22 protein-coding genes are annotated in these 26,095 nt (G+C 65.9%); 14 read left to right on the forward strand and 8 right to left on the reverse strand.

Features of this window, described 5'->3' with window-relative positions; translation table 11 throughout:
- Nucleotides 1-40: 40 nt before the first annotated feature.
- From KJP29_RS13985 to KJP29_RS14005, 5 genes are all read left to right on the forward strand, one after another.
- Nucleotides 41-340 (forward strand): DUF2849 domain-containing protein, encoded by a 300-nt coding sequence (locus tag KJP29_RS13985; protein WP_218464150.1) that lies wholly within the window; start codon nucleotides 41-43, stop codon nucleotides 338-340.
- Nucleotides 340-1,998, forward strand: a complete 1,659-nt coding sequence (locus KJP29_RS13990) for a nitrite/sulfite reductase (protein WP_218464151.1) — start codon at nucleotides 340-342, stop codon at nucleotides 1,996-1,998. The genes KJP29_RS13985 and KJP29_RS13990 overlap by 1 nt, the downstream gene beginning before the upstream one ends.
- Nucleotides 1,988-2,713, forward strand: a complete 726-nt coding sequence (locus tag KJP29_RS13995) for a phosphoadenylyl-sulfate reductase (protein ID WP_218464152.1) — start codon at nucleotides 1,988-1,990, stop codon at nucleotides 2,711-2,713. Before KJP29_RS13990 ends, KJP29_RS13995 begins: the two co-directional genes overlap by 11 nt.
- On the forward strand, nucleotides 2,710-3,147 hold the full coding sequence (locus KJP29_RS14000) for a DUF934 domain-containing protein (RefSeq protein ID WP_218464153.1): 438 nt from the start codon (nucleotides 2,710-2,712) through the stop codon (nucleotides 3,145-3,147). Before KJP29_RS13995 ends, KJP29_RS14000 begins: the two co-directional genes overlap by 4 nt.
- 63 nt (nucleotides 3,148-3,210) lie before the next feature.
- On the forward strand, nucleotides 3,211-4,047 hold the full coding sequence (locus KJP29_RS14005; RefSeq protein ID WP_218464154.1) for a ferredoxin--NADP reductase: 837 nt from the start codon (nucleotides 3,211-3,213) through the stop codon (nucleotides 4,045-4,047).
- A gap of 71 nt (nucleotides 4,048-4,118) precedes the next feature.
- Here the strand turns inward: KJP29_RS14005 and KJP29_RS14010 are convergent, their stop codons facing one another.
- Nucleotides 4,119-4,874 (reverse strand): hypothetical protein, encoded by a 756-nt coding sequence (locus KJP29_RS14010; protein WP_218464155.1) that lies wholly within the window; start codon nucleotides 4,872-4,874, stop codon nucleotides 4,119-4,121.
- Between the two features lie 207 nt (nucleotides 4,875-5,081).
- Here KJP29_RS14010 and infC point away from each other — a divergent pair, with 207 nt between their 5' ends.
- Nucleotides 5,082-5,627, forward strand: coding sequence for a translation initiation factor IF-3 (infC, locus tag KJP29_RS14015; RefSeq protein ID WP_218464958.1), 546 nt, complete (start codon nucleotides 5,082-5,084; stop codon nucleotides 5,625-5,627).
- Between the two features lie 82 nt (nucleotides 5,628-5,709).
- Here the strand turns inward: infC and KJP29_RS14020 are convergent, their stop codons facing one another.
- The 6 genes from KJP29_RS14020 to KJP29_RS14045 all read right to left on the reverse strand — a co-directional run bounded on the left by KJP29_RS14020 (nucleotide 5,710) and on the right by KJP29_RS14045 (nucleotide 13,767).
- Nucleotides 5,710-7,755 (reverse strand): OmpA family protein, encoded by a 2,046-nt coding sequence (locus KJP29_RS14020; protein ID WP_218464156.1) that lies wholly within the window; start codon nucleotides 7,753-7,755, stop codon nucleotides 5,710-5,712.
- A gap of 241 nt (nucleotides 7,756-7,996) precedes the next feature.
- Entirely contained in the window at nucleotides 7,997-8,773 is a 777-nt protein-coding gene (locus KJP29_RS14025; protein WP_218464157.1) for a xanthine dehydrogenase family protein subunit M, read from the reverse strand.
- A 12-nt stretch (nucleotides 8,774-8,785) separates the two neighbouring features.
- Complete coding sequence (locus tag KJP29_RS14030) at nucleotides 8,786-11,152, reverse strand: xanthine dehydrogenase family protein molybdopterin-binding subunit (protein WP_218464158.1); 2,367 nt, start codon at nucleotides 11,150-11,152, stop codon at nucleotides 8,786-8,788.
- A 37-nt stretch (nucleotides 11,153-11,189) separates the two neighbouring features.
- On the reverse strand, nucleotides 11,190-11,675 hold the full coding sequence (locus KJP29_RS14035; protein ID WP_218464159.1) for a (2Fe-2S)-binding protein: 486 nt from the start codon (nucleotides 11,673-11,675) through the stop codon (nucleotides 11,190-11,192).
- Nucleotides 11,676-11,800: 125 nt separating this feature from the next.
- Nucleotides 11,801-12,796, reverse strand: coding sequence for a molybdopterin-binding protein (locus KJP29_RS14040; protein WP_218464160.1), 996 nt, complete (start codon nucleotides 12,794-12,796; stop codon nucleotides 11,801-11,803).
- Entirely contained in the window at nucleotides 12,796-13,767 is a 972-nt protein-coding gene (locus tag KJP29_RS14045) for an XdhC family protein (protein ID WP_255553623.1), read from the reverse strand. The genes KJP29_RS14040 and KJP29_RS14045 overlap by 1 nt, the downstream gene beginning before the upstream one ends.
- A gap of 165 nt (nucleotides 13,768-13,932) precedes the next feature.
- Here KJP29_RS14045 and trpC point away from each other — a divergent pair, with 165 nt between their 5' ends.
- The 4 genes from trpC to lexA all read left to right on the forward strand — a co-directional run bounded on the left by trpC (nucleotide 13,933) and on the right by lexA (nucleotide 17,210).
- Nucleotides 13,933-14,733, forward strand: a complete 801-nt coding sequence (gene trpC, locus KJP29_RS14050; protein WP_218464162.1) for an indole-3-glycerol phosphate synthase TrpC — start codon at nucleotides 13,933-13,935, stop codon at nucleotides 14,731-14,733.
- Between the two features lie 9 nt (nucleotides 14,734-14,742).
- On the forward strand, nucleotides 14,743-15,225 hold the full coding sequence (moaC, locus tag KJP29_RS14055; protein WP_218464163.1) for a cyclic pyranopterin monophosphate synthase MoaC: 483 nt from the start codon (nucleotides 14,743-14,745) through the stop codon (nucleotides 15,223-15,225).
- The gene (gene glp, locus KJP29_RS14060) at nucleotides 15,222-16,394 is read left to right on the forward strand and encodes a gephyrin-like molybdotransferase Glp (RefSeq protein ID WP_218464164.1); all 1,173 of its coding nucleotides are present in this window, start codon (nucleotides 15,222-15,224) and stop codon (nucleotides 16,392-16,394) included. The genes moaC and glp overlap by 4 nt, the downstream gene beginning before the upstream one ends.
- A gap of 114 nt (nucleotides 16,395-16,508) precedes the next feature.
- Nucleotides 16,509-17,210 (forward strand): transcriptional repressor LexA, encoded by a 702-nt coding sequence (gene lexA / locus KJP29_RS14065; protein WP_218464165.1) that lies wholly within the window; start codon nucleotides 16,509-16,511, stop codon nucleotides 17,208-17,210.
- Here the strand turns inward: lexA and KJP29_RS14070 are convergent.
- Nucleotides 17,204-19,333 carry a ComEC/Rec2 family competence protein gene (locus KJP29_RS14070; RefSeq protein ID WP_218464166.1) on the reverse strand — a complete coding sequence of 710 codons (2,130 nt, stop codon included), beginning with the start codon at nucleotides 19,331-19,333 and terminating at the stop codon, nucleotides 17,204-17,206. The genes lexA and KJP29_RS14070 overlap by 7 nt on opposite strands.
- Before the next feature lie 104 nt (nucleotides 19,334-19,437).
- On the opposite strand from KJP29_RS14070, the gene gltX reads away from it, so the two are divergent.
- The 4 genes from gltX (at nucleotide 19,438) to trpE (ending at nucleotide 26,014) form a co-directional block, all read left to right on the forward strand.
- Nucleotides 19,438-20,841 carry a glutamate--tRNA ligase gene (gene gltX, locus KJP29_RS14075; protein ID WP_218464167.1) on the forward strand — a complete coding sequence of 468 codons (1,404 nt, stop codon included), beginning with the start codon at nucleotides 19,438-19,440 and terminating at the stop codon, nucleotides 20,839-20,841.
- A 43-nt stretch (nucleotides 20,842-20,884) separates the two neighbouring features.
- Nucleotides 20,885-22,180, forward strand: coding sequence for a citrate synthase (gene gltA / locus KJP29_RS14080; RefSeq protein WP_218464168.1), 1,296 nt, complete (start codon nucleotides 20,885-20,887; stop codon nucleotides 22,178-22,180).
- Nucleotides 22,181-22,635: 455 nt separating this feature from the next.
- The gene (locus KJP29_RS14085; RefSeq protein WP_218464169.1) at nucleotides 22,636-24,480 is read left to right on the forward strand and encodes a peptidylprolyl isomerase; all 1,845 of its coding nucleotides are present in this window, start codon (nucleotides 22,636-22,638) and stop codon (nucleotides 24,478-24,480) included.
- A gap of 25 nt (nucleotides 24,481-24,505) precedes the next feature.
- A complete protein-coding gene (gene trpE, locus KJP29_RS14090; RefSeq protein ID WP_218464170.1) occupies nucleotides 24,506-26,014 on the forward strand; it encodes an anthranilate synthase component I in 1,509 nt (502 codons plus the stop codon).
- Nucleotides 26,015-26,095 lie beyond the last annotated feature (81 nt).

Raw genomic sequence — 26,095 nt, forward strand, 5'->3', positions numbered from 1 at the left:
CCTGCGCTCTCGCAGGTGCAGCAAATGGACGGATACGACCATGGCCAAACGATTTCAGCCCGGCGTCATCAGCGCCAACGACCTCATCTCGGGCAAGGTGATCTATCTTGCCGCCAACGACAACTGGGTCGAGCGGCTCGACGAGGGCGAGTTCATCACCGACGAGGCCCGCGCCGAGGTGCGGCTCGAGCTTGCACTCGGCCAGCCCGAGATCGCCGTGGGGGCCTATGTCGCCCCGGCGGAGGCGACCGAGACCGGCATCCGGCCGGCGCACTTCCGTGAAGACTTCCGCGCGACCGGGCCTTCGGCGCCCGCCCGCAAGAGCTGGGGGATCAACTGATGCTCGACGCAACCCAGAACGTGACCCGCACCTACCTCGACCGCCGGGTCGAAGAGTTTCGCGGCCAGGTCGCCCGCCGCATCGACGGCTCGCTCACCGAGGACGAGTTCCGCCCCCTGCGGCTGATGAACGGGCTCTATCTTCAGCTTCACGCCTATATGCTGCGCGTGGCCATTCCCTATGGCACGCTCAACAGCGACCAGCTTGACGTGCTGGCCGAGATTTCCGAGCGCTGGGATCGCGGCTACGGCCATTTCACCACGCGCCAGAACATCCAGTACAACTGGCCCAAGCTCACCGATGTGCCCGACATGCTGGGCCGGCTCGCCGACGTGAACCTGCACGCGATCCAGACCTCGGGCAACACGATCCGCAACGTGACCGCCGATCCGCTCGCCGGTGCCCATGCCGACGAGCTGATAGACCCGCGTCCGGTGGCCGAGCTTATCCGCATCTGGTCAACCGATCACCCGGAATACCAGTTCCTGGGTCGCAAGTTCAAAATCGCCGTGACCGGCAGCCCGAACGACCGGGCCGTGACCGCGGCCCATGACCTTGCCGTGCGCATCGTCGAGCGGGACGGAGAGATCGGCTATGCGATCCTCGTCGGTGGTGGCCTCGGGCGCACGCCCGTCGTGGGAAAGGTCATCAAGGATTTCCTGCCGCAGGCCGACCTCCTGCCCTATCTCGAGGCTGTTCTGTCGGTCTACAACCTCGCCGGACGGCGCGACAACAAATACAAGGCGCGCATCAAGATCACCGTGAACGAGATGGGGCTCGAGGAGTTCTCGGTCCGCGTGGACGAGGCCTTCGCCCGAATCCGGCCCGAGTTCTCGGGCGCCGACCAGCATCTGCTCGCAGAGCTTCAGGACGGCTTCGCCCGCCCGATGCTCGCCCCGCGCGACAGCGGCGCCTTCGAGGCCGCCTATGAAGCCGACCCGGTGTTCCGCTCCTGGGCGGACGTGAACCTGCGCCCGCATTTCGCCGAAGACTATGCCATCGCCATGGTCAGCCTGAAACCCCATGGGGGCGTGCCGGGGGATGCGAGTGCGTCGCAGATGCGCGTTGTTGCAGACCTCGCCCGCCGCTACGGCCAGAACGAAATCCGGGTGACGCAAGAGCAGAACCTCGTTCTGCCGCATGTGGCCAAGGCCGACCTCCCGGCCGTCTTCGCCGAACTGAAGGCGCACGGCCTCGCCACGGCGAACGCGGGCCTTGCGTCCGACATCATCGCCTGCCCCGGCATGGACTATTGCGCGCTGGCGACCGCCCGGTCGATCCCGGTTGCGCAGGAAATCTCGGAACGTCTCGCCGAGAACGAGATCGAAGTTGGCGAACTGGCGATCAAGATTTCCGGCTGCATCAACGCCTGCGGTCATCACCATCTGGGTGACATCGGTATCCTCGGGCTCGACAGGGCCGGTGTTGAGAACTACCAGATCACGCTGGGCGGCGATGCCGGACCCGACATGAAGATCGGCGAAAAGACCGGACCGGGTTTCGCCTATGACGAAGTGGTGGATGCCGTGGAGCGGCTGATCCAAGCCTATCTCGACCTCCGGGCCGAAGGCGAACGCTTCCGCGACACCATCGCACGGACAGGGGCCGAGCCCTTCAAGTCCGCGCTCTACGACGAGGAAAACCGCCATGCCGCTTGAAGCTCTGGCCTTCCCGGATCGGCTTGAAACCGCAGCCCGGATCAATGCGCAATTCGACCCGATGGACGCGCAGGGCGTGGTCGAGGCGGCGCTGACCGAACACGGGCATATCGCGCTGGTGTCGTCCTTCGGCACCGAAAGCATCGTGCTTCTGGACATGGTCAGCCGCGTCGACCAATCCGCCCCGGTGCTGTTTCTGGAAACCGGCATGCTCTTTGCCGAAACGCTCGACTACCAGAAGGACGTGGCGTTGATCCTCGGCCTGACCAATGTCCAGATCGTGCGCCCCGCGCCCGAGGACATCGAGGCGAAGGACCGCTTCGGAAGGCTTCACATGGCAAACACCGACGCCTGCTGCGACATCCGCAAGGTGCTGCCGCTCGAACGCGCGCTGACGCCTTTCGACGGCTGGATCACGGGTCGCAAGCGCGCCCATGGTGGCCAGCGGGCCGAGCTCGATCTGGCCGAGATCGAAGGGCACCGGATCAAGTTCAATCCGCTTGCCCATTGGTCGGGTCAGGAGCTCCGCGACTACATGAAGGCCCATGGCCTTCCGAACCATCCGCTGACCGCCAAGGGCTTCCAGTCCGTCGGCTGCGCCCCCTGCACCTCTGCCACGAAGCCCGGCGAAGACCCCCGAGCGGGCCGCTGGCGCGGGTCGGACAAAGAAGAATGCGGGATCCATTTCATCGACGGAAAGGCGGTGCGCCAATGACCGATCAACCCACAGCGAACCAGATCGTGACCGACGCGGGCTTCGCGCCCGACGACTTCGCCACCGGCTTCCTCGCGCTCGAGGGCGTGTCGGCGGGCGCGGGCTGTGACGACTGCGGCATCGACCTGTCGCCCTCCGACGACGTGAACGCGCACCGCGAGCTGCTTCTGCGCGCCAAGGCGATCCGGATCTCCTTCGGCTCCTTCGCGGACGGGCGCGGCTTTACCACCGCGCGCCAGCTTCGCCTCATGGGATTCACCGGTCGGCTGCGCGCCGGCGCCGGGCTCATCGCCGATCAATACGCCATGGCGCGGCGTGCCGGTTTCGACGAGGTCGAGATCACGCCGGCCCTCGCCGCCCGCCAGCCGGAAGAGCAATGGCTCTTCCGCGCCGACTGGCAGGCATATGACCATCAGTCGCGGCTGCGCGGGTAGACCCGCCGCCGCATACCCCCTATACGACCGAGGAAAGGGCGGGGTCCAAGCGACCCCGCGATCATGATGAACGAAGTGACACCCGTGACCGAAGCTCAGAAAATCAAACCCGTTCCCACGCTGCCCGACGCCCAGACCGTCATCGAGGTCAAGCACTACACGGACCGGCTGTTTTCCTTCCGCTGCACCCGTCCGGCGACGATGCGCTTTCGGTCGGGAGAATTCGTGATGATCGGGCTCATGGGCGACAACGGCAAACCGCTTCTGCGCGCCTATTCCATCGCCTCGCCCTCTTGGGACGAGGAGCTCGAGTTCTATTCGATCAAGGTGCAGGACGGTCCGCTCACGTCGAAACTCCAGCATATCCAGCCGGGCGACGAGATCATCTTGCGCCCGAAACCCGTCGGCACGCTGGTCCATGACGCGCTGCTCCCCGGCAAGCGCCTGTGGTTATTCGCCACCGGCACCGGGTTCGCGCCCTTCGCCTCGCTCCTGCGCGAACCGCAGACCTACGAGGATTACGACGAGGTCATCATCACGCACACCTGCCGGGAAGTGGGTGAGCTGACCTATGGCCGCGACCTGATCGAAAGCATCAAGACCGACGAGCTTCTTCACGAACTCATGGGCCCGGATTTCCACGAGAAGATCCGCTACTATCCCACCACGACCCGCGAAGAGAGCCCGAAGATGGGCCGGATCACCGACCTCATGCGCTCGGGCGAGGTCTTTGCCGATCTTGGCGTGCCGGTCCTGAACAAGGACACCGACCGCGCGATGGTCTGCGGCAACCTCGCCTTCAACCTCGAGATCAAGGAGATGCTCGAGGGCTACGGTCTCGAGGAAGGCGCGAACTCGGACCCGAAACACTACGTTGTGGAGAAGGCCTTCCTCGACTGAGGCCGCTTCACCCGACCAATCGGAAACGCCGCGCCCTCGGGACGCGGCGTTTTTCGTTCAGGTCACCCCGGTCACATGCCAAAGGCGGTTCGGATCTGTTCGATCACGTCGGGCACCATGTCGGGATTGCCCTCGGTCGCTTCGACCGCGCCGACCAGCGTTTCCTTCACGCCGTCGCCAAGGTCAGACCCTTCGATCACCTCGACCACTCGGGTCGCGTCCCAAGTCTCGGGGTTGAGGAGGTCGGTGATCCCGGCGGCATCCATCGCCGCGGCCTCGGCCGTGTCGGCAGCCGATTGTGCTGCATCCGCCGCGCCTTCGGCGGCGTCCGCTGCCGATTGAGCCGCCGTCTCAGCGCCATCCGCCGCGGCTTCGCTGGCAGACTGCGCCGCATCCGCCGCGCTCTCGGCCGCCTCTTCCGCCATTTCCGCAGCCCCGGTCGCGGTTTCCGTCGCCGTATCGGCGGCTGTCGACGCCGCATCCTGCGCCGCCTGGCTCGCGTTCTCAGCCGCCTCCGCCGCCGTTTCCGCCGCCTCTTCGGCGGCTTCCTGCGCCGCCGCAGCCGCCTCGCCGGCGGTATCGGCCGCTTCGCTCGCCGCGTCACGCGCAGCCTGCGCGGCATCGTCCGCCGCGCCCGCGGCGGTATCCGTCGCCTCCTGCGCTGCCTCTCCGACAGCCTCCGCCGCCTCGCCGACCGCTTCCGCGGCCTCGCTTGCGGCGTCCTGCATGTCACTCATGGCCGCGTCGGTATCGCCGTTGTTGACATACCAGAAATAGCCCGCCGCGACGATGACGACCAATATGATCACCCACAACAGTCCACGCATCGTTCCACCCTCTCGCTGAAGTTAATCACTGCTTAACACATGACCCTCGGGGCGCCCGGGTTCAAGTCGGGCCGGAAGGCGCGCCGCAATGCGGTCCGATTGTCCCATTTGCCCCTGGAATGGGCCCGAATTGCCCTTGAAAGCCTACAGGCTCCCGCCTATTTTCGCAGCCCGAAACACCCTGCAACGACACAAAGGAATTCCGTCATAGCTCGCAGACCCCACAACGCACCGCCCACTCGCGACACCGGCCCCCGGATCAACGACCGTATCCGTGCCCCCGAGATTCGCTTGATCGGTGCAGATGGCGAAAACGTCGGCGTCGTTTCCCCCCAGGAAGCGATGCGCATGGCTGAAGAAGCCGGCCTCGACCTTGTCGAGATTTCGCCCAACGCCACCCCGCCCGTGTGCAAGATCATGGACTTCGGCAAGTTCAAATACGAACAGCAGAAGCGGGAATCCGAGGCGCGCAAGAAGCAGAAGATCATCGAGGTCAAAGAGGTGAAGTTCCGTCCCAACACGGACACCCACGACTACGACGTGAAGATGCGGTCTGTGTTCAAGTTCCTCGAGAACGGCGACAAGGTGAAGGTCACGCTCCGGTTTCGGGGCCGCGAAATGGCGCACCAGAACCTTGGCCGTGATCTGCTCGAACGGGTCGCCGAGGACGTGAAGGAGATCGGCAAGGTCGAGAACATGCCGAAGCTCGAGGGTCGCCAGATGGTCATGATGATCGGACCCGTGTCGAAGTAACGGCCGCCTCGGATACTCCGTCGCGAACAGAAAAAGGCCCCCGCTCTCGCAGGGGCCTTTCGTTTTTCTGTGTGTCCGAAACCTACTGAAGAAGCGGCGTGATGTTGCGGACATTGGCGCGACGGTTTTCGCGAATGTCGCCCGCCTGGGCCACCTTGAGATCGCTCTCGCCGTAGCCTTGCGTGATCAGGTTCTCCGGCGGCACGTCGAAGTATTCCGTAAGCGCCAGCGCGACGCTTTCGGCCCGACGGTCCGAGAGGGCGAGGTTATAGGCCGCATCGCCCACGGTGTCGGTGTGCCCTTCGACAAGAAACACCGCGTCCGGCACCTCGGCGATCACGTCACGGATGGCGGTGCCAAGCGCGGCCAGTTCTTCCGCCTGGCTCGAGGTGATGACCGCCGAGCCCGTATTGAAGGTGATCGCATCCACCTCGATGACCGGCGCGAGGTCACGAACCTGCGAATACTCCCGGATCTGACGGAGCGAGAAGGTCCGGTCCGGCGACTGGTTCATGGACGCCATCAATGCTTCGCGCAAGGCCACCTCGTCGGACGACGACATCTGCACGGAAGGCGCCGGCTGGTAGGAAACGACCTCCTGACGGCTCACCGGTTGTGCGGCGATGGTGTCGTCGAAGAGGACGATGGAGCGTCCGTCCGGTGTCACCTTGGTCCGCTTGAGCACCGTGCCGTCGGCAGCGCGCACCGTGATGATGCGAGTGCCATCCTCGCGGTCCACGATGGTGCGGGTCGATCCGTCGTCGAAGGACTTCGTCGACACGACTGCACCCGGCTGACGGAGGATTTCGTCGTCGTTCTTCAGCACGCTATACGTGCCATCGGGGTTCTGCACCACGATCCGGTCGCCCGAGTTCGAGACCACCTCGTCACCATTGGCGAGCACCGTGCCCACGGCCACGCCGCCAAGCCCGACGAGCACGAGTTTCTCGAAGTCGGTGAGTTCACGGTTCAGCACATCGCGCAGACCACCGGAGCCGGTGTTCTGGCTGTTCGTTTCAGCCTGCGCGCGGCTTTCCTGCGCCGAAGCGACCTGGGTCGTGTATTCCTCATCCGCCGAACGGGTCGATTCATCGGTCACCTCTTCGACGACGACGCCTTCTTCATCGGCGGCCATCTCGGCATCCGCTTCGGCTTCGGCGGCTGCGGCGGCCGTCGGGGCTTGGTCTTCGACCGGCTCTTCCGGCATCACGTCCTGTGCGATGACTTCGCCTGCCGCATCGGCTTCGGCGGTGTCTTCGGGCGCGGCACCGGTATCGGCCGTCGTTTCAACGTCCGCTTCCGCTTCCGCATCGTCGCCGGTGAGTTGGTCCGCGAGTTCCTGAACGAGGTTCCGGTCCTCTTCCTCGGCCGGGGCGTCGGGGGCTTCGGCGCTCTCCGCAGAAGTGTCGGACTCGATCCGCTCGCCGGCGGTCATGTCTTCTTCGACCGGAGCTTCTTCAGCGGCCGGATCCTCGGCAACGGTCTCTTCAACCGGCTCGTCGACGGGTTCTTCAACCGGGGCTTCCTCGGCCACCGTTTCTTCCGCCGCAGGCTCCTCTGCGTCATCACCAGTCAGCTGATCGGCCAATTGCTCAACGAGGCTTCTGTCCTCTTCAGCTTCAACCGGGGCAGCTTCCTCGGCAGGCGCTTCGGTCGTCTCGACCTCGGTTTCCGTCTCTGCCTGAACTTCCGCCTCGGCGGCCGGCGCTTCAACTTCGGCTTCCACCTCGGCGTCCGCTTCGCTCTCGGCCGTCACCGGCTCCTCGACGGACTCCTCCGCCGGCGCCGGGGCTCCGGCCTCGGCAGACTCTTCGACGGCCTCGCCGGGCTCTACCGGCTCGGCTGGCGCTTCTGCGGCCGCCGGTTCCTCCGGTTCCGCAGGAGCGGTCGGATCGGCGGCCTGTTCTTCCGCCTCGCCGTCCGTGCCCATGATCTTGGCCTTGGCGAGTTCCATGGCGTTCGCGATTTCGGTGCCGTCTTCCAGCACGCAGGGGAACGGGCCCGCGAGGCCGCAGGTCTCCAGTTCGGCTTCCGCCTCCGCCGCTGCATCCTGTGCAAAGGCCGGGGGCACCATGAGCGCGGTGCAAAGGGCCAGCACCGAGGTCGATTTCATCGCGTTCTTCATCATCGTGGTTCTCCTCTCGCGGCGCACGCATCCCGCGCCGCCTTTGATGGGGAGAACGTGGGGGCTTCCCCCGATGTTCCGCCAGAGGGAGAATAAAGCGGGAGCCCCTGCCCGGCGTGGATCCGCGCAACGCGCTGATATTCCGGCGCTTATCCGCCCGCCGAAACGGAACCGCGCCCCGGATGGGACGCGGCGTTATTGCATATCAGGCGGCGCGAGGCGCAGACCTGATGTCGGTTATCGCCTAACAGGTATTGACCGCGCGCCTGGTGATCACGCCGACCAGATGTGCGCGATAGGCCTTGGAGGCATGGATGTCGCCGATCATGTCGTCTGCATCGACCGACAGCCCTTCGAGCGCCGAGGCCGAGAAGTTGGATGACAATGCCTCTTCCGCTTCCTTCCAGCGAAACACGCCGCCTTCGGACGCGCCGGTCACGGCGACCCGAACCCCGTCGGACCCTTTGGTCACGAAGACCCCGACCAGCGCGAAACGCGAGGCAGGCTGTTCGAATTTGACGTAAGCCGCCTTTTCCGGGATCGGGAACTTCACCGCCTTGACGAACTCGCCCTCATCGAGAGCTGTCTCGAAGAGACCGGTGAAGTAATCGTCCGCGGCGATCTCGCGTTTGTTGGTCACGATGGTGGCACCGGAGCCAAGTGCCGCTGCGGGGTAACAGGCCGAGGGGTCGTTGTTGCCAAGCGAGCCCCCGATGGTGCCCCGGTTGCGCACATGGGGGTCGCCGATCTTCCCCGCGAGCGCGGAAAGAGCCGGGAATGACCCTTCCGCCGCCACATCGGCGTGGCAAGTCGCCCCACCGATGACCAGCGTGTCGCCCTCTTTCGAGATGCCTTTCAACTCGTCGATCGCGGTCAGCGACACGAGCGTTTCGGGCATCGCCAGACGCTGTTTCAGTGTCGGGATCAGCGTCTGGCCTCCGGAGAGGGGTTGCCCCCCCGCCGAAATCGCCGCTTCCGCATCGGCCAGTGAGGTGGGCCGTTCCAGTTCGAATGCATACATGGTTCGTCCTCCTTACTTGCCGTTCATCGCGGCCCAGACCCGACCGGGCGAGAGCGGCATGTCGATATGGGTGATGTCATGGCCGGCGCGTTGCAGCGCATCCACGACCGCATTGACCACCGCCGGCGGCGACCCGATGGCCCCGGCCTCACCGCAGCCCTTCACCCCCAGCGGGTTGTGGGTGCAAGGGGTCTGGCAGGAGTGGTCCACCGCATAGAAGGGCACGTCATCCGCCCGCGGCATCGCATAGTCCATGTAGGAGCCGGTCAGGAGCTGGCCGTCCGCGTCGTAGACCGCCCCTTCCAGCAGCGCCTGACCGATGCCCTGCGCGATCCCGCCGTGCACCTGCCCCGAGACGATCATCGGGTTCACGATATTTCCGAAATCATCGGCCGCCGCGAAGCTTTCGATCGTCACCTTGCCGGTTTCCGGGTCCACTTCGACCTCGCAGGCATAGGCGCCAGAGGGATAGGTGAAGTTCGACGGGTCGTAGAAGGCGGTCTCCTCCAGCCCCGGCTCGATGTCTTCGAGCGGGTAGTTGTGGGGCACATAGGCCGCGAGCGTCACATCGCCCCAGGCCACGGACTTGTCCGTGCCCGCGACCGAGAATTTCCCGTCCTTGAGCTCGATGTCGCCGTCGGCGGCCTCGAGCAGGTGAGCGGCGATCTTCTTGGCTTTGTTGATGATCTTCTCGGTGGCCCGCACCATGGCGGACCCGCCCACGGCGAGCGAGCGCGAGCCATAGGTGCCCATGCCCATCGGCGTGTTGGCGGTGTCGCCATGCACGATCTCGACCATCGAGGGGTCGATCCCGATCATCTCGGCGATGACCTGCGGGAAGGCGGTCTCGTGACCCTGCCCGTGGCTGTGCGATCCGGTCATGACCACGAGGCCGCCGGTGGCGTTCACCCGCACCGTCGCGCTTTCGTAAAGACCGGCCCGCGCGCCCAGCTGACCCACGAGGTTCGACGGCGCGATGCCGCAGGCCTCGATATAGCAGTTCACGCCGAGACCGCGCAGCTTGCCGTTCTTCTTCGACTCCGCGGCACGCGCCTCGAAACCGTCGCGGTCGATCATCTCCTCGAGCTTGTCCATGGTCGCCACGTAGTCGCCGGTGTCGTATTCGACGGCCACGGGGGTCGCATAGGGGAACTCAGTGATGAAGTTCTGGCGTCTGAGCGCGATGGGATCCACGCCCAGCTCCCGCGCGGCCTTGTCCACCAGCCGTTCGAGCTGGAAGGTCGCTTCGGGGCGACCAGCACCACGATAGGCATCCACCGGAACGGTATTGGTGAAGACGGCCTTCACGTTCACATAGATGAGCGGCGTCTTGTAGTTGCCCGCCATCAACGTCCCGTGGAGCCACGTCGGCACCGACGGCGCGAAGGTGGACAGATAGGCGCCCATGTTCGCGTAAGTATCGGTGCGCAGCGCGGTGAAGTTGTTGTCGGCATCGAGCGCGAGCTGGATCTTGGTCACGTGGTCGCGGCCATGCGCGTCGGACATGAAGGCTTCCGAACGCGACGAGGTCCATTTCACCGGGCGCTTGATCTGTTTCGCGGCAAAGGTGGCGAGCGCCTCTTCCGCGTAGTGGAAGATCTTGGTGCCGAAGCCGCCGCCCACGTCAGGGGCGACCACGCGCAGCTTGTGCTCGGGAATACCGAGAACGAAGGCGCCCATGAGCAGCCGGATCACATGCGGGTTCTGCGAGGTGGTGTAGAGCGTCGACATGCCGTCGGCCTCGTCATACTCGCCGATGGCCACGCGGGGCTCCATCGGGTTCGCGACGAGACGGTTGTTGACAAGCTCGAGCGTCGTGACATGCGCGGCCTTCTCGAAAGCCTCGTCCACGGCCGCCTTGTTTTCCTCGACGAACCCCCAGTCGTAACACAGGTTCGAGGTCAACTCGTCGTGGACCTTGACGGCCCCCTCCTTCACCGCTTCCTTCATGTCGATGACGGCGGGAAGTTCCTCGATGTCGACCTCGATCGCCTCGGCGGCGTCACGCGCCTGATCGAGCGTTTCGGCGATCACCGCGGCGATGGGGTCGCCCACATGCCGCACCTTGCCCTGCGCAAGGACCGGATGCGCCGGCTCCTGCATCGGCTGGCCGTGCCTGTCGGTGACCTGCCAGCCGCAGGGAATGCTCCCCACGCCCTCGAAGTCCTTGCCGGTCAGGATCTTGACCACGCCCTCCATCGCCTCTGCGGCGGAGGTGTCGATCCCGTTGATCTTCCCATGCGCGACCTGCGAACGCAGGATATACATGTGGGTCTGGCCGTGACGGTTCAGGTCGTCGGTGTAACGCCCCTTACCGGTCAGGAACCGAACGTCTTCGCGGCGCTTGTTCGGCGCGCCGATGCCTCCATCTGCTGGCATATGATCCTCCCTGGATTCTCTGCTGGCTAACGCCGGTTCATTCTGCGGCGACGGCGGACACGTCCTGCCCGGACGCCGCCATGATCGCCTTGACGATGTTGTGGTAGCCTGTGCAGCGGCACAGGTTCCCCGAAAGGTAGGAACGCACCTCATCCTCGGAGGGCTTGGGGTTGTCTTTGAGGAGCGCCGCCGCCGTCATCACCATCCCCGGTGTGCAGAAGCCGCACTGAAGCCCGTGGTGGTCCTGAAAGGCCTGCTGGATCGTTCCGAGCGAGCCGTCGGCATTGGCCATCCCCTCGATGGTCAGAACTTCAGCGCCGTCGGCCTCGATTGCGAACATGTTGCAGGATTTCACGCTGCGCCCGTTCACATGGATGGTGCAGGCGCCGCATTGCCCGGTGTCGCAACCCACATGTGTGCCGGTCAGGCGCAGGTTATCGCGGATGAAGGTCGAGAGCAGCGTGCGCCCTTCCGCCTCGCCGGACACGGACTTGCCGTTCACGGTCATCGTGACTTTCGTCATGTGTTCCTCCCTATGACGTCTTTTGACTCACTAAAGCACCCGAAGCCTGCATTTGGAAACAGGACTTTTAGGTTAGCCTCTCACACCTTGGTCGGGGTTGTCCGAAATCCGGGCTCCACAGTGCTTCAGCCGCCACGTGGTTGTTTCCGCGTCGGAATCTCCTTCAGGAGCCCGCCCACCCCCATGGCCGAGATCTCTTCGGCCGTCGGTGCCGCGCCCACGGCGAGCCGCTCGAGCACCCAGTCGGCCCCGTTCATCGCGGGGCTGCGGGCACAGCCCGGCAGACCGATCACGGGCCGCCCGTCGCGCGCGGCGCCATAGAAAAGGAGATTCCCGGGATCGACCGGCATTCCGAAGCGGGTAACGGTGCCGCCGGCCTCTCGAAGCCCCTCCGGCCCCACGTCGCGCGGGTCCGAGGTCGCCGAGGCGGTCAGGATCAGTACCATATCCGCCACACTCGCCGCCAACGCCCCCGCGACCGCGCCCGTTTCATGCGCCACATGCGACACGGCGCCCAGCGTCATGCCAAGCGCGGCAAGCCTTGCCTCGATCGCCCGGTAGCCCCGCCCGGTGTCCTCGGTCGACCCGGCGTCGTGCTCGGTCACGATGAGATCGGCGGTCTTCGTCTGCACGGGCCAGAGGCCAACCGCACCGCGCCCGGCCTCGACCGCCGCCTCCACCGCCGATCGCGCCACGCCGTAGGAGATGACCTTCACCGTTCCGACCATGCCGCCCTTGTCCATCCGGTGCCAGTCAGGGACGGTCGCGAGCGTCAGCATCTCGTCCACGGCGTTGACTGCATGAAGCCGCGCTGCATCGAGGCGGGCGAGCCCCGGCCCTTCGGCCAAAATGTTCACGCGCCCGGTGAAGGGCTTCGAGAGCCGAAGTCCCGCCTGCCCCGCGACCAGTGCCTCGGCTAGCGCAAGGGCGGCCGCGTCTTCGCCCATGTCCTCGGGTCCGAGACGCGCGACCGTCACCCGCGCAACGCCGGCCTCCGACAGGCGCGTCACTTCGTCTGCGCCGAGCAGCGTGCCTTTCTTGAGCTTGCCCCCGGGAAGCGCGACCGAATGGGCCAGAACCGCCCCCTCAGCCGCCTCGACCGGAACCGACCCGAAGTCCATCAGCCTTGCCGAAGGACTTGCGTGATCTGCGCCATGGCCGACACCGCGATCTCCGCGGGCGACTTGGCCCCGATATCGAGCCCGACCGGCGCATGGATCCGCGCGATCTCCTCTGCCGAAAAACCGCGCTCGGTCAGCCGGTCCACGCGTTTCGCATGGGTCCGCTTGGACCCCAGCGACCCGATGTAGAAACACTTGGACCTGAGCGCCGCCTCGATGGCGGGATCGTCGATCTTGGGATCATGCGACAGCGTCACCACCGCGGTGCGCGCGTCGAGTCCGTAATCCGGCAGGACCTCGTCGGGGTAATCCTCGCGGATGTCCTCGCCGGGAAATCGGTGCTCCTGCGCAAAGGCCCCGCGCGGATCGATGATCAGCGGGTCGTATCCGGCCAGCCGCGCCATGGGCACCAGCGCCTGCGCGATGTGAACCGCACCAACGATCACCATGCGCAGCGGCGGGTTGTGAACGGCCACGAAGCTGCGCCCGTCTTCCTCGACCCCGGACCGGTCAGCCCGGAACCGCTCCGGCACCGTGTCCACTCCCACAAGCCGTCGCGCCCAGTCGTCCAGATCGACGACATAGCCAACGGGCTCCCGCGCCGCGCGTTTCGCGACCAGCTCCGCGAGCATATCCTCGGGCACCGCCCGGCCTACGGGTTCGACCAGCACCCGGATCGTCCCGCCACAGGCGAGCCCCACCGCGAAAGCCTCGTCATCGGACACGCCATAGGTCAGGAGCCGCGACTCGCCGTCCTCCAGCGCCTCCATCGCCTCAAGCACCGTCGCCCCTTCGACACAGCCGCCCGAGACCGAGCCCTGTATCTCGCCCGCCCCCGAAATAACGAGCTGCGATCCCACCGGGCGCGGCGCGGAGCCCCAGGTTTCCACGACCGTTGCGAGGACCGCACCTTTGCCCGAGCGATGCCATTCGAGCGCGATCGCAGGGATATCGTCGTATTGCTCTGCCATGGTCTCCTCCATTGCGTCCACGCTCGCACCGCGCGCGTCCCTTCGCAAGTCCGACCGAGGTCGCAGCACCGGACCGCCCGTGCTCTTTCTTCTTATTACGGCGCCGCCACCCGCGATACCTCAGTCCACCTTGCCCAATCCCCGCCCCGAGACTAAACCCGAGCCATGACCAACGTGCTCGACAAGATCAAAGCCTACAAACTCGAAGAGGTCGCCGCCCGCAAAGCCGAGCGGACCCTGTCCGAGCTCGAGGCCGCCGCCCGCTCCGCCTCCGCGCCCCGCGGTTTCGCATCGCGCCTGACACAGGCCGCCAGCCGCGGCTACGGGCTCATCGCCGAGGTGAAGAAGGCCTCGCCTTCCAAGGGCCTCATCCGCCCGGACTTCGACCCGCCCGCGCTCGCCAAGGCTTACGAGGCCGGGGGTGCAACCTGCCTCTCGGTGCTCACGGATGCGCCCAGTTTTCAGGGTCATGAAGACTACCTCGTCGCCGCCCGCGCCGCGACCGACCTGCCTGTCCTGCGCAAGGACTTCCTGTATGACACCTGGCAGGTGACCGAGGCCCGCGCGCTCGGGGCCGACTGCATCCTCATCATCATGGCCTCCGTCGACGACGCCCAGGCCGCCGATCTCGAAGCTGCTGCGTTCGACTGGGGCATGGACGTGCTCGTCGAAGTGCATGATGCGGAGGAGCTTCACCGCGCCGCCGCGTTGAAATCGCCGCTCCTCGGCATCAACAACCGCAACCTCAAGACCTTCGAGACGACGCTCGATACCACTCGGGAGCTGGCGAAGATCGCGGATCCCGCGCGTCACCTCGTCTGCGAATCCGGCCTCTTCACGCCCGAGGACCTCGCCGAGATGGCCCATGTCGGCGCGCGCAGCTTCCTTATCGGGGAAAGCCTCATGCGACAGGACGACGTAGAGGCCGCCACGCGCCGGCTGCTCGCCAATCCCGTGCCTGCCTGAGGAACCGCGATGACCGACAAGCTCACCCATTTCGACGCTGCCGGACAGGCCCATATGGTCGACGTCTCCGGCAAGCCCGTCACCGACCGCACCGCCATCGCCACAGGCTGCGTCGTGATGGAGCCCGCGACGCTCGCGCTTGTCAGGGAAGGAACTGCGAAAAAGGGCGACGTCCTCGGCATCGCGCGGCTCGCCGGGATCATGGGCGCCAAGAAAACCGCCGAGTTGATCCCACTCTGCCATCCGCTGCCCATCACCAAGGTGTCGCTCGACCTGACCTGCGACGACGACCTGCCCGGTGTCCGCGTCACCGCGACGGTCAAGACCTCGGGCCAGACCGGGGTCGAGATGGAAGCGCTCACGGCCGTCTCGGTCGCATCGCTCACGATCTACGACATGCTCAAGGCAGCCGAGAAAGGCATGCGCATCGAGGGCATTCATCTCCTCGCAAAATCTGGCGGAAAATCAGGAACCTACGAGGCAAACTCGTGATCTCGGTTGAAGAAGCGCTCGCCCGCATCCTCGACCTTGTCACGCCGCTTCCGACCGAAACGGTGCCGCTGGCACAAGCTGCGGGCCGCACTCTCGCCTTTCCGGTCACCGCCACGCGCGACCAGCCACCCTTTGCCGCCTCGGCGATGGACGGTTACGCCGTGAAGGATGTCGAAGTCGAACCCGACGCGCTCTTCAAGGTGGTGGGCGAGGCTCGCGCCGGGGAGCGGTTCGAGGGCAGCGTCGGCCCCGGCCAGGCCGTGCGCATCTTCACCGGCGCCCCGGTGCCGGAGGGCGCCGATCACGTCGTGATCCAGGAGGATGTCACCCTGCGCGGCAGCCTCATCACGCTGCACCGCAACCTTTCGTCGGGCCCGAACATCCGCCCCGCCGGCAACGATTTTCGCGTAGGCGACACAGTCGAGGCCCCGCGCGTCCTCACGCCCAAGGACGTGGCTCTCATCGCGTCGATGAACGTGCCGGAGGTGACCGTGACCCGACGTCCCGACGTGGCAATCATCGCCACCGGGGACGAGCTTGTCATGCCCGGCGAGGACCCCGGCCCGGACCAGATCGTCGCTTCGAATTCCTTCGGGCTGAAGGCCATGATCGATGCTGCGGGCGCCAATGCCCGGCTCCTGCCCATCGCCCGCGACACGCGCGAAAGCCTCGCCACGGTCTTTGGCCTTGCCGAGAACGCCGACGTTGTCCTCACCATCGGCGGCGCCTCGGTGGGCGACCATGACCTCGTGGGGCAGGTCGCGGCCGAACTGGGCATGGAACAGGCCTTCTACAAGGTCGCCATGCGCCCCGGCAAACCGCTCATGGCAGGCCGGATGGGGACGACGCCGATGATCGGTCTCCCCGGAAACCCGGTTTCGGCCATGGTCTGCGGCACGGTCTTCGTTCTGCCCGCGGTCCGTCGCCTGCTGGGCCAGACCGAAGTCGCGAGCCGCCCCGCCACGGCCGTCCTTACCGCGCCTCTGGGTGAAAACGGACCCCGACAGCATTACATGCGCGCGGTGCTGTCGGCGGACGGGATCGCCGCCATGGACCGTCAGGACTCGGCTCTTCTGTCGGTGCTGGCCACCGCCAACGCGCTGATCGTCCGGCCGCCGAACGACCCGGCGCGCGCGGCGGGCGAACCGGTGCCCTACCTCACGCTCTAGACCCTCACACGTCACCACAACGTTGACACGAAACGGGAACGCGCGTAGAACATTACCTGAACGGCCGCGCCGCGCAACGCGCGGGATCGGCCCAAAACGATCAGAGGGCGAGCGATGCTGACGAAGAAACAACTGGACCTTCTCGAATTCATCCACAAGCGCGTGCAACGCGACGGCGTGCCGCCCAGTTTCGACGAGATGAAAGAAGCGCTGCAACTGCGCTCGAAGTCCGGCATTCACCGTCTCATCACGGCGCTCGAGGAACGCGGATATATCCGTCGCCTCGCTCATCGCGCCCGCGCCATCGAAATCACTCGCCTGCCCGAAACGCTCGAAACCGGTGGCAAGACCGGGTTTTCGCCCCGGGTCATCGACGGCGACCTGCCCGACAGCCGCCCCTCCGCCGCGATCAGCATGGACAACAGCGTCCCGGCGCTCGAACTGCCGCTTCTGGGGCGCATCGCCGCCGGTATCCCGATCGAGGCGATCGAGGACGGACAAAGCCACGTCGCCGTGCCGGGCGGCATGGTCGCGGGCCGGGGCAAACATTACGCGCTCGAGGTCAAGGGCGATTCCATGATCAACGCGGGGATCAACAACGGCGACGTCGTGATCATCCGGGAAACCTCCTCGGCGGACAATGGCGACATCGTGGTGGCACAGGTCGACGGCTATGAAGCGACGCTGAAGCGCTTTCGCCGCTCCGGTGACATGATCGCGCTGGAAGCCGCCAACCCGGCCTATGAAACGCGCCTTCTGCGCGAGGGACAGGTCAAGGTGCAGGGCAAGCTCGTGGGGCTGATCCGCACCTACTGAACGGGGGCTTCCAACCCGAGATACATCGCCAAGGGCGCGGACGCATCATCGCCGCGCCCTTCATCGTTTCTGGCCCCCTCGCCCGCGCGCCGTCCCGCCATAGTCCAGGGCCGCCGCCCCGACACCTGGGCCTCGGTCACGATCCGCGCGTTTCCGTTTCCGATCCAGATCGCCATGGACCCCGTCTGCGACAGCACCGCCTCCGACAATACCGGGCATGGCGCGCCCCCTTCCGGCGTCTTGGTCACTACGACGAAATCCGCCACTGCACACGCCTCCCCCACGCGATCCAACGCCCCGCGCCCGGCCAGATGCGCGACCGTCAACCCCTTGACCTCGGCGATCCGCAGCCCCTCCTCGCCCGTGAACACCGCCCGCGCGAAGCCGGTGGGCTGATCCGCGCCGTCGCCATCATTGGCGAGCCAGTTTTCGGCCGCGAAGCCATCGCCGCGATCCTTGGACAGGCCACGCCCGTCTGCGCCCATCGCCCCGACCAAGCCCCCGCTGGGCGAAATCAGGATGTCGGGCCGGGTCGCCTGCGTCCAGCCGACCAGGGCCGCGGCAACCGCTGCCGCCCCCAGAACCCGCCCCCATCCGCGCAAGAGGATCGTCGTCAACCCACCGAGCGCGATCACCGGCAGGACCCAGCCCGGCGGCACGACGACCGTGTCCACTGCTCCCGGCAAGTCGGCGGTCCAGCGCGCGACCCAGAGGATCCACTCGATGGGCCAGCGCATGAGGTCGAGCGCGATCCACGACAGCCCGAGCGGCGCGAGAAGCGCCGCGACCACGGCCAGCGGCATGATCAGGGTCCCCATGACGGGAACCGCCACCACATTGGCGATCAACCCGTAATGCACAACGCGGTTGAAGATCCCCGCCGAGAACGGCGCCGTGGCCAGACCCGCAACAAGTGAAGACAGCACAACGGCAAAGACTGGCCGCGCCCATTTGGGTACCCGACCCGTCTCGAACGACCGCAAGGTCCCGAAGACCGCGACCAGCGCCGTGGTCGCCGCAAAGGACATCTGGAACCCGGCCTCCACGAGGCTTTCGGGTTGCAGAACCAAGAGCACCAGCGCCGCCACCGCAACCGCCCGCAGCGTCAGCGCCCGCCGCCCTGCGATGATCCCGCCCATCATCACCGCCACCATGATGAAGGCCCGTTCGGTCGACACGGCTCCGCCCGACAACGACAGGTAGAAGCCCCCCGCCACAAGCGCCCCGGCCGCCGCGATCCGGCGAATGTCGGTCCGGGTCGCCCAGCCGGGCACGAGGACCAGCCCCAGCCGCAGGCTCGCAAAGACGAAGCCCACCAGAAGCCCCATGTGAAGGCCCGAGATCGCAAGAAGATGCGCGAGGTTCGAATCGCGTAGCGTCTCTACCGTTGCCGTCCCCATCGCCGCCCGGTCGCCCGTGGTGATCGCGGCGGCGAAAGCCCCCGCCTCGCCTGGGATCGCGGCACGCACCGCCGCGGAAATCCCAGCCCGCAGCCGGGCGATCGGCAGGTCGCGCTCGGACGGGGCCACCACCATCGCGGGCACGCGCGTATAGCCCACGGCGCCGATCCCGCGAAACCATGCCTGCCGGCGAAAATCGAACCCGTTGGGCTCCACGGGACCTTCAGGACCTGACAGATGGGCGGTGACGGCGACACGCATCCCGGGTGTTGGGGCGATCCATTGCTGCGCACCATGAAGCGAAACGCGCACCCGTTTCGGCACCCGCTCGGGTCGCAACCGGTCGAGTCGCACTTCGTCGAGGGTGAGCCGCACTGCGTCTGACCCCGAGACATCCACCGCGACGATGCGCCCTTCCACGGGGCCGTAGTAGCGAAAGCCAAGCACCGGTGCGGCGACCCGGTCGGCCCGCCAACCAGCGACGCCCACGCCGCAGAGCACCGCAGCCACGGCGAGCACGGGCAGTCCGAACCCCGACAGCGACCGCCGCCCGATCCACCGCGCGAGAAGGCCCAGACCGAGGACCGCGAACGCGATGAGCGCCCAGGTCACACGGCCCGGTTCGACGCGCAGCAGGAAATACCCGCCGATCCCGATCCCCAGGAACACCGGCGCGAAAAGCACCAGCCGCCCGCGCAAGCGCTCCAATCGCTCGGAAACCATCGCGAGACCTCTCCCCGGTGGCTGCACTTGTCCTCTCCCGCCCGGACGTCTAGACCATGCCCGACGCTACCCTCTCCATGGTTTCCGAAAGGTTAACGCGCCCCATGTCGCATACCCCCGTCGTCACCCGTTTCGCGCCCTCGCCCACCGGCTATCTTCACATCGGCGGCGCGCGCACGGCGCTGTTCAACTGGCTCTACGCGCGCGGGCGCGGCGGCAAGTTCCTGCTCCGGATCGAGGACACCGACCGCGAGCGCTCCACGCCCGAGGCGACGGCGGCGATCTTCGCGGCGATGGACTGGCTCGGCCTCGATCACGACGGCGAGGCCCTGAGCCAATACGAACAGGCCCCCCGTCACCGCGAGGTGGCCGAGGCCATGCTCGCATCCGGCACGGCCTACAAATGCTTCTCGACCCAGGACGAGATCGAGGCTTTCCGTGAAGCCGCCCGCGCCGAGGGCCGCTCGACGCTCTTTCAGTCGCCCTGGCGCGATGCCGACCCCGCAACACATCCCGACGCGCCCTTCGCGATCCGGGTCAAGGCGCCCCGCGACGGCAAGACCGTGATCCATGACGCCGTGCAGGGCGACGTGACCTTCGGCAACGACCAGTTGGACGACATGATCGTGCTGCGTTCTGACGGTAACCCCACGTATATGCTCGCCGTCGTCGTGGACGATCACGACATGGGCGTGACCCATGTGATCCGGGGCGACGACCACCTCAACAACGCCGCGCGCCAGAAGATGATCTATGACGCGATGGGCTGGGACGTGCCGGTCTTCGCCCATATCCCCCTCATCCACGGACCCGACGGCAAGAAACTCTCGAAGCGCCACGGCGCGGCCGGGGTAGAGGAATACCGCGCGCTGGGGTACCCCGCCTCGGCCATGCGCAACTACCTCGCCCGGCTCGGCTGGTCGCATGGCGATGACGAGGTGTTTACCGACGCGCAGGCGTTGGAATGGTTCGACATCACGGGGATCGGCAAGGGCGCGGCGCGGCTCGACTTCAAGAAACTCGACCATGTCTCGGGCCAGCACATCCAGATGACGGACCCCGAGACGCTTATTTCGCAACTGCAGGATTATCTTGACGCGACGTCGCAGCCAGCATTGACTGACGCGCAGGTCAAGGCCCTGTTGCCCGCCCTGGAATTCACCCGCACCGGAGCCAAAACGCTGCCGCAACTCCTTGAAAAGTCTCATTTCGCGCTGGTGTCTCGACCCCTCGATCTGGACGAGAAGGCAGCCGCGTCGCTTGACGCTGTATCCCGTCGTATACTGGAAGAATTGACGCCGCAGTTGCAAACTGCTAGCTGGATGCGCGAAGAATTGGAGACTATTCTCAACGCGACGGCAGAAGCCCACGAATTGAAGTTCGGCAAGCTCGCGGCCCCCCTGCGTGCCGCGCTCGCCGGACGCGCCCAAAGCCCGAGCGTATTCGATATGATGCTGACTCTGGGACGGGAGGAAACCCTCGCCCGCCTCGCAGACGCCAGCAAGTAACCTCCTGCCCTTCGGGCGCAGGCACCAACAGAGGACATGTGGAATGACGAAGCAGACCGGAACGGCCAAGCTGAGTTTTGGTGACAAGGAACTCGAACTTCCGATGTATTCGCCCAGCGTCGGGCCGGACGTGATCGACATCTCCAAGCTCTATGCACAGGGCGACGTCTTCACCTTCGATCCGGGCTTTACCTCGACCGCGGCCTGCGACTCGACGATCACCTTCATCGACGGCGAAGAGGGTGTGCTTCTGCACCGGGGCTATCCGATCGACCAGCTCGCCTCGAAGTCGCATTTCCTCGAGGTCTGCTTTCTCCTTCTCTATGGTCACCTGCCGACCGGGGCCGAGCTTGAGGACTTCGAGTTCCGAGTGACCCGCCACACGATGCTCCACGAGCAGATGATCAAGTTCTACTCGGGCTTCCGCCGCGACGCGCATCCCATGGCGATCATGGTGGGCGTGGTCGGCGCGATGTCCGCCTTCTATCACGACTCGACCGATATCGCGGACCCCTGGCAGCGCGAAGTCGCCTCGATCCGGATGATTGCGAAGATGCCGACCATCGCGGCGATGGCCTACAAATACACGGTGGGCCAGCCCTTCGTCTATCCGCGCAACGACCTCGATTACGCCTCGAACTTCCTGCACATGTGTTTCTCGGTGCCGGCGGAAACCTATGAGGTCAACCCGATCCTGTCGCGCGCCATGGACCGGATCTTCACGCTCCACGCCGACCACGAACAGAACGCTTCGACCTCGACCGTGCGTCTGGCCGGTTCGTCGGGCGCGAACCCCTTCGCCTGCATCGCGGCCGGCATCGCCTGTCTCTGGGGGCCGGCGCATGGCGGCGCGAACCAGGCCTGCCTCGAAATGCTGAAGGAAATCGGCACCGTCGACCGCATCCCGGAGTATATCGCCCGCGCCAAGGACAAGGACGACCCCTTCCGCCTCATGGGCTTCGGCCACCGCGTCTACAAGAACTTCGACCCGCGTGCGAAGGTGATGAAGCAGTCGGCGGACGAAGTGCTTGACCTTTTGGGAATCGAGAACAACCCGCTGCTTCAAGTCGCCAAGGAACTGGAAAAACAGGCGCTCGAAGACCCCTATTTCGCCGAGAAAAAGCTCTTCCCGAACGTAGATTTCTATTCTGGCATCATCCTCGAGGCGATGGGCTTCCCGACCGCCATGTTCACCCCGATCTTCGCGCTCGCGCGCACCGTGGGCTGGATTTCCCAGTGGAAAGAAATGCTCGCAGACCCGAAACAGAAGATCGGCCGTCCGCGCCAACTCTACGTCGGCGAAACGCAACGCGACTACGTGGACGTGGAAAACCGCTGATCGCGCGACACCCCGCGCCACCGAGATCTGGATCAAGGGCCGCCCGCGAGCGGCCCTTTCCTTTTGCGCCGCCCCCCGCGAGCCCATTCCCTGCCCGTTTCCCGTCCGCTCCCTCGAATGCCCCCCTTTCGCCAAAATCTCGCCCGCAGGCGCCGCGCCTGAACCCAAACCCATCGCCCCGCGTCCCCTGCTTCTCTGGTTCATAAATATCCCGGGGGTGTGGGGGCAGAGCCCCCACTTTAGACTTGGGTGTGGGCGCAGAGCCCCCACTTTAAACTTGGGTATGGGCGCAGAGCCCCCACTTGGCGGGGGTCCGGGGGCGGCAGCCCCCGGCGGGTCGCGGCACGACGAAGTCGTGACGGGAAACACCCTGCCCCGGCCCGGCAATTCCCGTTCCCCTGTTGGCAATGTCCCGCCCCCCCGCTACAACCCACTGACCCAACGGTGAGGAACCCATGTTCTCGAACATTTCGCGCTTTTTCGTCTGGATCATCATGGGCCTCGTGCTCGTGGGACTGGTGGGCTTCGGCTCGTTCAACTTCGGCGGTTCGGCCAATTCCATCGGCCGCGTCGGCGACACCGATATCGACGCCTCCGCCTATTTCCGCGAACTCAACGCCGAGTTCCGCGCCTGGGAGGCCCAGACCGGCCAGAACATTACCATGGCGCAGGCCCAGACCATCGGTCTCGACCAGCAGGTCCTGTCCCGCGTGATCACCACCACGGCGCTCGAGAACGAAACCGCGCGCGTCGGCATTTCCGTGGGCGACCAGAACCTCGCCACCCGCGTGACCGAGATCGAGGCCTTTCAGGGCCCCAACGGCGCCTTCGACCGCGAGACCTACAACTTCGTGCTCGACCAGTCCGGCCTCACCGCCCGCGAGTTCGAGGAAACCATGCGCGCCGAGGTGGCCCGCACGATCCTCGCTGGTGCCGTGACGCAAGGCGTCACCATGCCCGAGGTCTATACCAACACGCTCTACGCGTATGCCCGCGAGACCCGCGATTTCACCTGGGCCGAAGTGACCGCCACCGCGCTTGAAACGCCCGTGCCAGCCCCCTCGGACGAAGAGGTGCAGGCCTGGTATGACGCGAACCCCGAAGCTTACACCCAGCCCGAAACCCGCCAGATCACCTATGCCTGGATGCGTCCCGAGGACGTGGTTGCCCAGATTCCGGTCTCGGACGAGGACCTCCGACAGCAGTATGAGGCGCGGCTCGAGGAATTCGTGATTCCGGAACGCCGCCTCGTCGAGCGCCTCGTCTTTGCCGATGAAGGCGCCGCCCAATCCGCCGCTGACCGGATCGCCGCGGGCGAGACGAACTTCGACGACGAAGTGGAAGCCCGTGGACTGTCGCTGGGCGACGCCGACCTTGGCGATGTGACCCGAGGCGCACTCGGCGCCGCCGGAGAGCCCATCTTCGCGCTCGAGGAACCCGGCGTTGTCGGCCCCATCGACACCGACCTCGGCCCGGCGCTCTTTCGGATGAACGCTATCCTCGCGGCGTCGGAGACCACCTTCGAGGAGGCCCGGGAGGGGCTTCTCACCGACTACACCGCCGATGCTGCCCGTCGCCTCGTGCAGGCCAAGGCGCGCGAGCTCGACGAACAACTCGCCTCCGGCGCGACGCTCGAGGAACTGGCCGAAGCCGAAGAGGGACTCACCGTCGGCAAGATCGCCTGGTACGAGGGCATGGAAGACGGCATCGCCGCCTACGACGGCTTCCGGAGCGCCGCCGCCGATGTCACCCAGACCGACTTCCCCGAGGTTTTCGAACTCTCCGATGGCTCGGTCGCCGCAATCCGTCTCGACGAAATCCGGGCCCCGGAACTCCGGCCGCTCGATGACGTGCGCGACGAGGTCGTCGCCGACTGGCGTGCCGATGCCACGGCAAGCGCCCTTACTGCCCGCGCGCAGGAGCTGATCGCGCTCTTCGCCGAAGGCAACGAAACGCCCGCCACTCAAGGACTCGCCGAAGTGGTGGAAGAGGACATGGCGCGCACCGCCTTCGTCGCAGGGACACCCCCGTCCCTTCTCGAAGAGATCTTCGCGATGGAGGTCGGCGAGTGGCGCGTCATTTCCGGTGACGGGATCACCGTCATGGCCCGGCTCGACGCGATCGCCGAGCCCGACCAGTCCTCTGAAGAGGCCCGGCAGATCAAGTCGACCTTCTCGGCGCGGATGGGCCAGACCCTCGCGCTCGACCTGCAGGATGCCTTCGCCACCGCCATCGAGGAGCAGACCGGCGTCACCCTCGATCAGGCGGTGATCAACGCCGTCCACGCGAACTTCCCGTAAGAGCCAGACAAGAACAGATCCGACCATGCGCCTCACGCCCACTTTCGAAGACTTTGAACGCGGCTGGAGCGAAGGCCGCAACATGGTCGTCTACACAAGGCTCGCCGCCGACCTCGACACCCCGGTGTCGCTCATGTTGAAGCTGACCGAGGCGCGCAAGGACAGCTTCATGCTCGAAAGCGTCACGGGCGGCGAGGTCCGGGGCCGCTATTCCATCATCGGCATGAAGCCCGATCTGATCTGGGAATGCCGGGGCACGCAGTCGCGCACCAACCGGCAGGCCCGGTTCGACGCGGACGCCTTCACCGACGACACCACTGACCCGCTGACCGCCTTTCGTGCCATCCTCGCCGAAAGCGAGATCGACTTGCCAGAAGGTCTGCCGGCCGCCTCTGCCGGACTTTTCGGCTATCTCGGCTACGACATGATCCGGCTGGTCGAACGGCTACCCAATGTGAACCCCGACCCTATCGGCAATCCCGACGCGCTCATGATGCGTCCCTCGGTGGTCGCCGTTCTGGATGGAGTGAAGGGCGAGGTCGCGCTCGTCGCGCCATCGTTCCAATCCTCGGGCCTCACCGCCCGCGCCGCCTATGCCCAGGCCGCCGAGCGCGTTCAGGACGCCCTGCGCGACCTCGAACGCCGGCCCGCCACGACCCATGATCTGGGCGAGGCCACCGAGATCGGCGAGGCGGTATCGAACTTCACCCATGACGAATATCTTGCCGCTGTCGAGAAGGCGAAGGACTACATCCGCGCAGGCGACATCTTTCAGGTCGTGCCGGCGCAACGCTGGACGCAGGATTTCCCCCTGCCGCCCTTCGCCCTCTACCGGAGCCTGCGGCGCACGAACCCCTCGCCCTTCATGTTCTATTTCAATTTCGGGGAGTTCCAGGTCATCGGCGCCTCGCCCGAAATCCTCGTGCGCGTTTTCGGCCGCGAGGTGACCATCCGCCCCATCGCCGGCACCCGCCCGCGTGGCGCGACGCCTGCCGAGGACAAGGCGCTGGAAGAAGACCTGCTCGCCGACAAGAAGGAATTGGCCGAACACCTCATGCTGCTCGATCTCGGGCGCAACGACGTGGGCCGGGTGGCCAGGATCGGCACCGTGCGCCCGACCGAGGAATTCATCGTCGAACGCTACAGCCACGTCATGCACATCGTCTCGAATGTGGTGGGCGAACTCAGCGATGACCACGACGCGCTGTCGGCCTTCCTCGCCGGGATGCCCGCGGGCACCGTCTCCGGCGCACCGAAAGTCCGCGCGATGGAGATCATCGACGAGCTGGAGCCGGAAAAGCGCGGCGTCTATGGCGGCGGCGTCGGTTATTTCTCGGCAATGGGCGACATGGATATGTGTATCGCGCTACGCACCGCCGTGGTGAAGGACGGCAAGCTCTATATCCAGTCCGGCGGCGGCGTGGTCTATGACTCCGACCCCGAGGCCGAGTTCATGGAGACCGTGAACAAGTCCAAGGCGATCCGCCGCGCTGCCGAGGACGCGGGCCTCTTTACCCGCATGGGCAACGCCTGATACTTCGGGGCGCGCGCCCTTGCATCGGTCCTCGAATACTCAGACGCCGCCCCCGCGCACCTCTCACCCCGTCAGCCTAGA

The organism is Maritimibacter sp. DP1N21-5, assembly GCF_019218295.1.
Lineage (GTDB): Bacteria > Pseudomonadota > Alphaproteobacteria > Rhodobacterales > Rhodobacteraceae > Maritimibacter.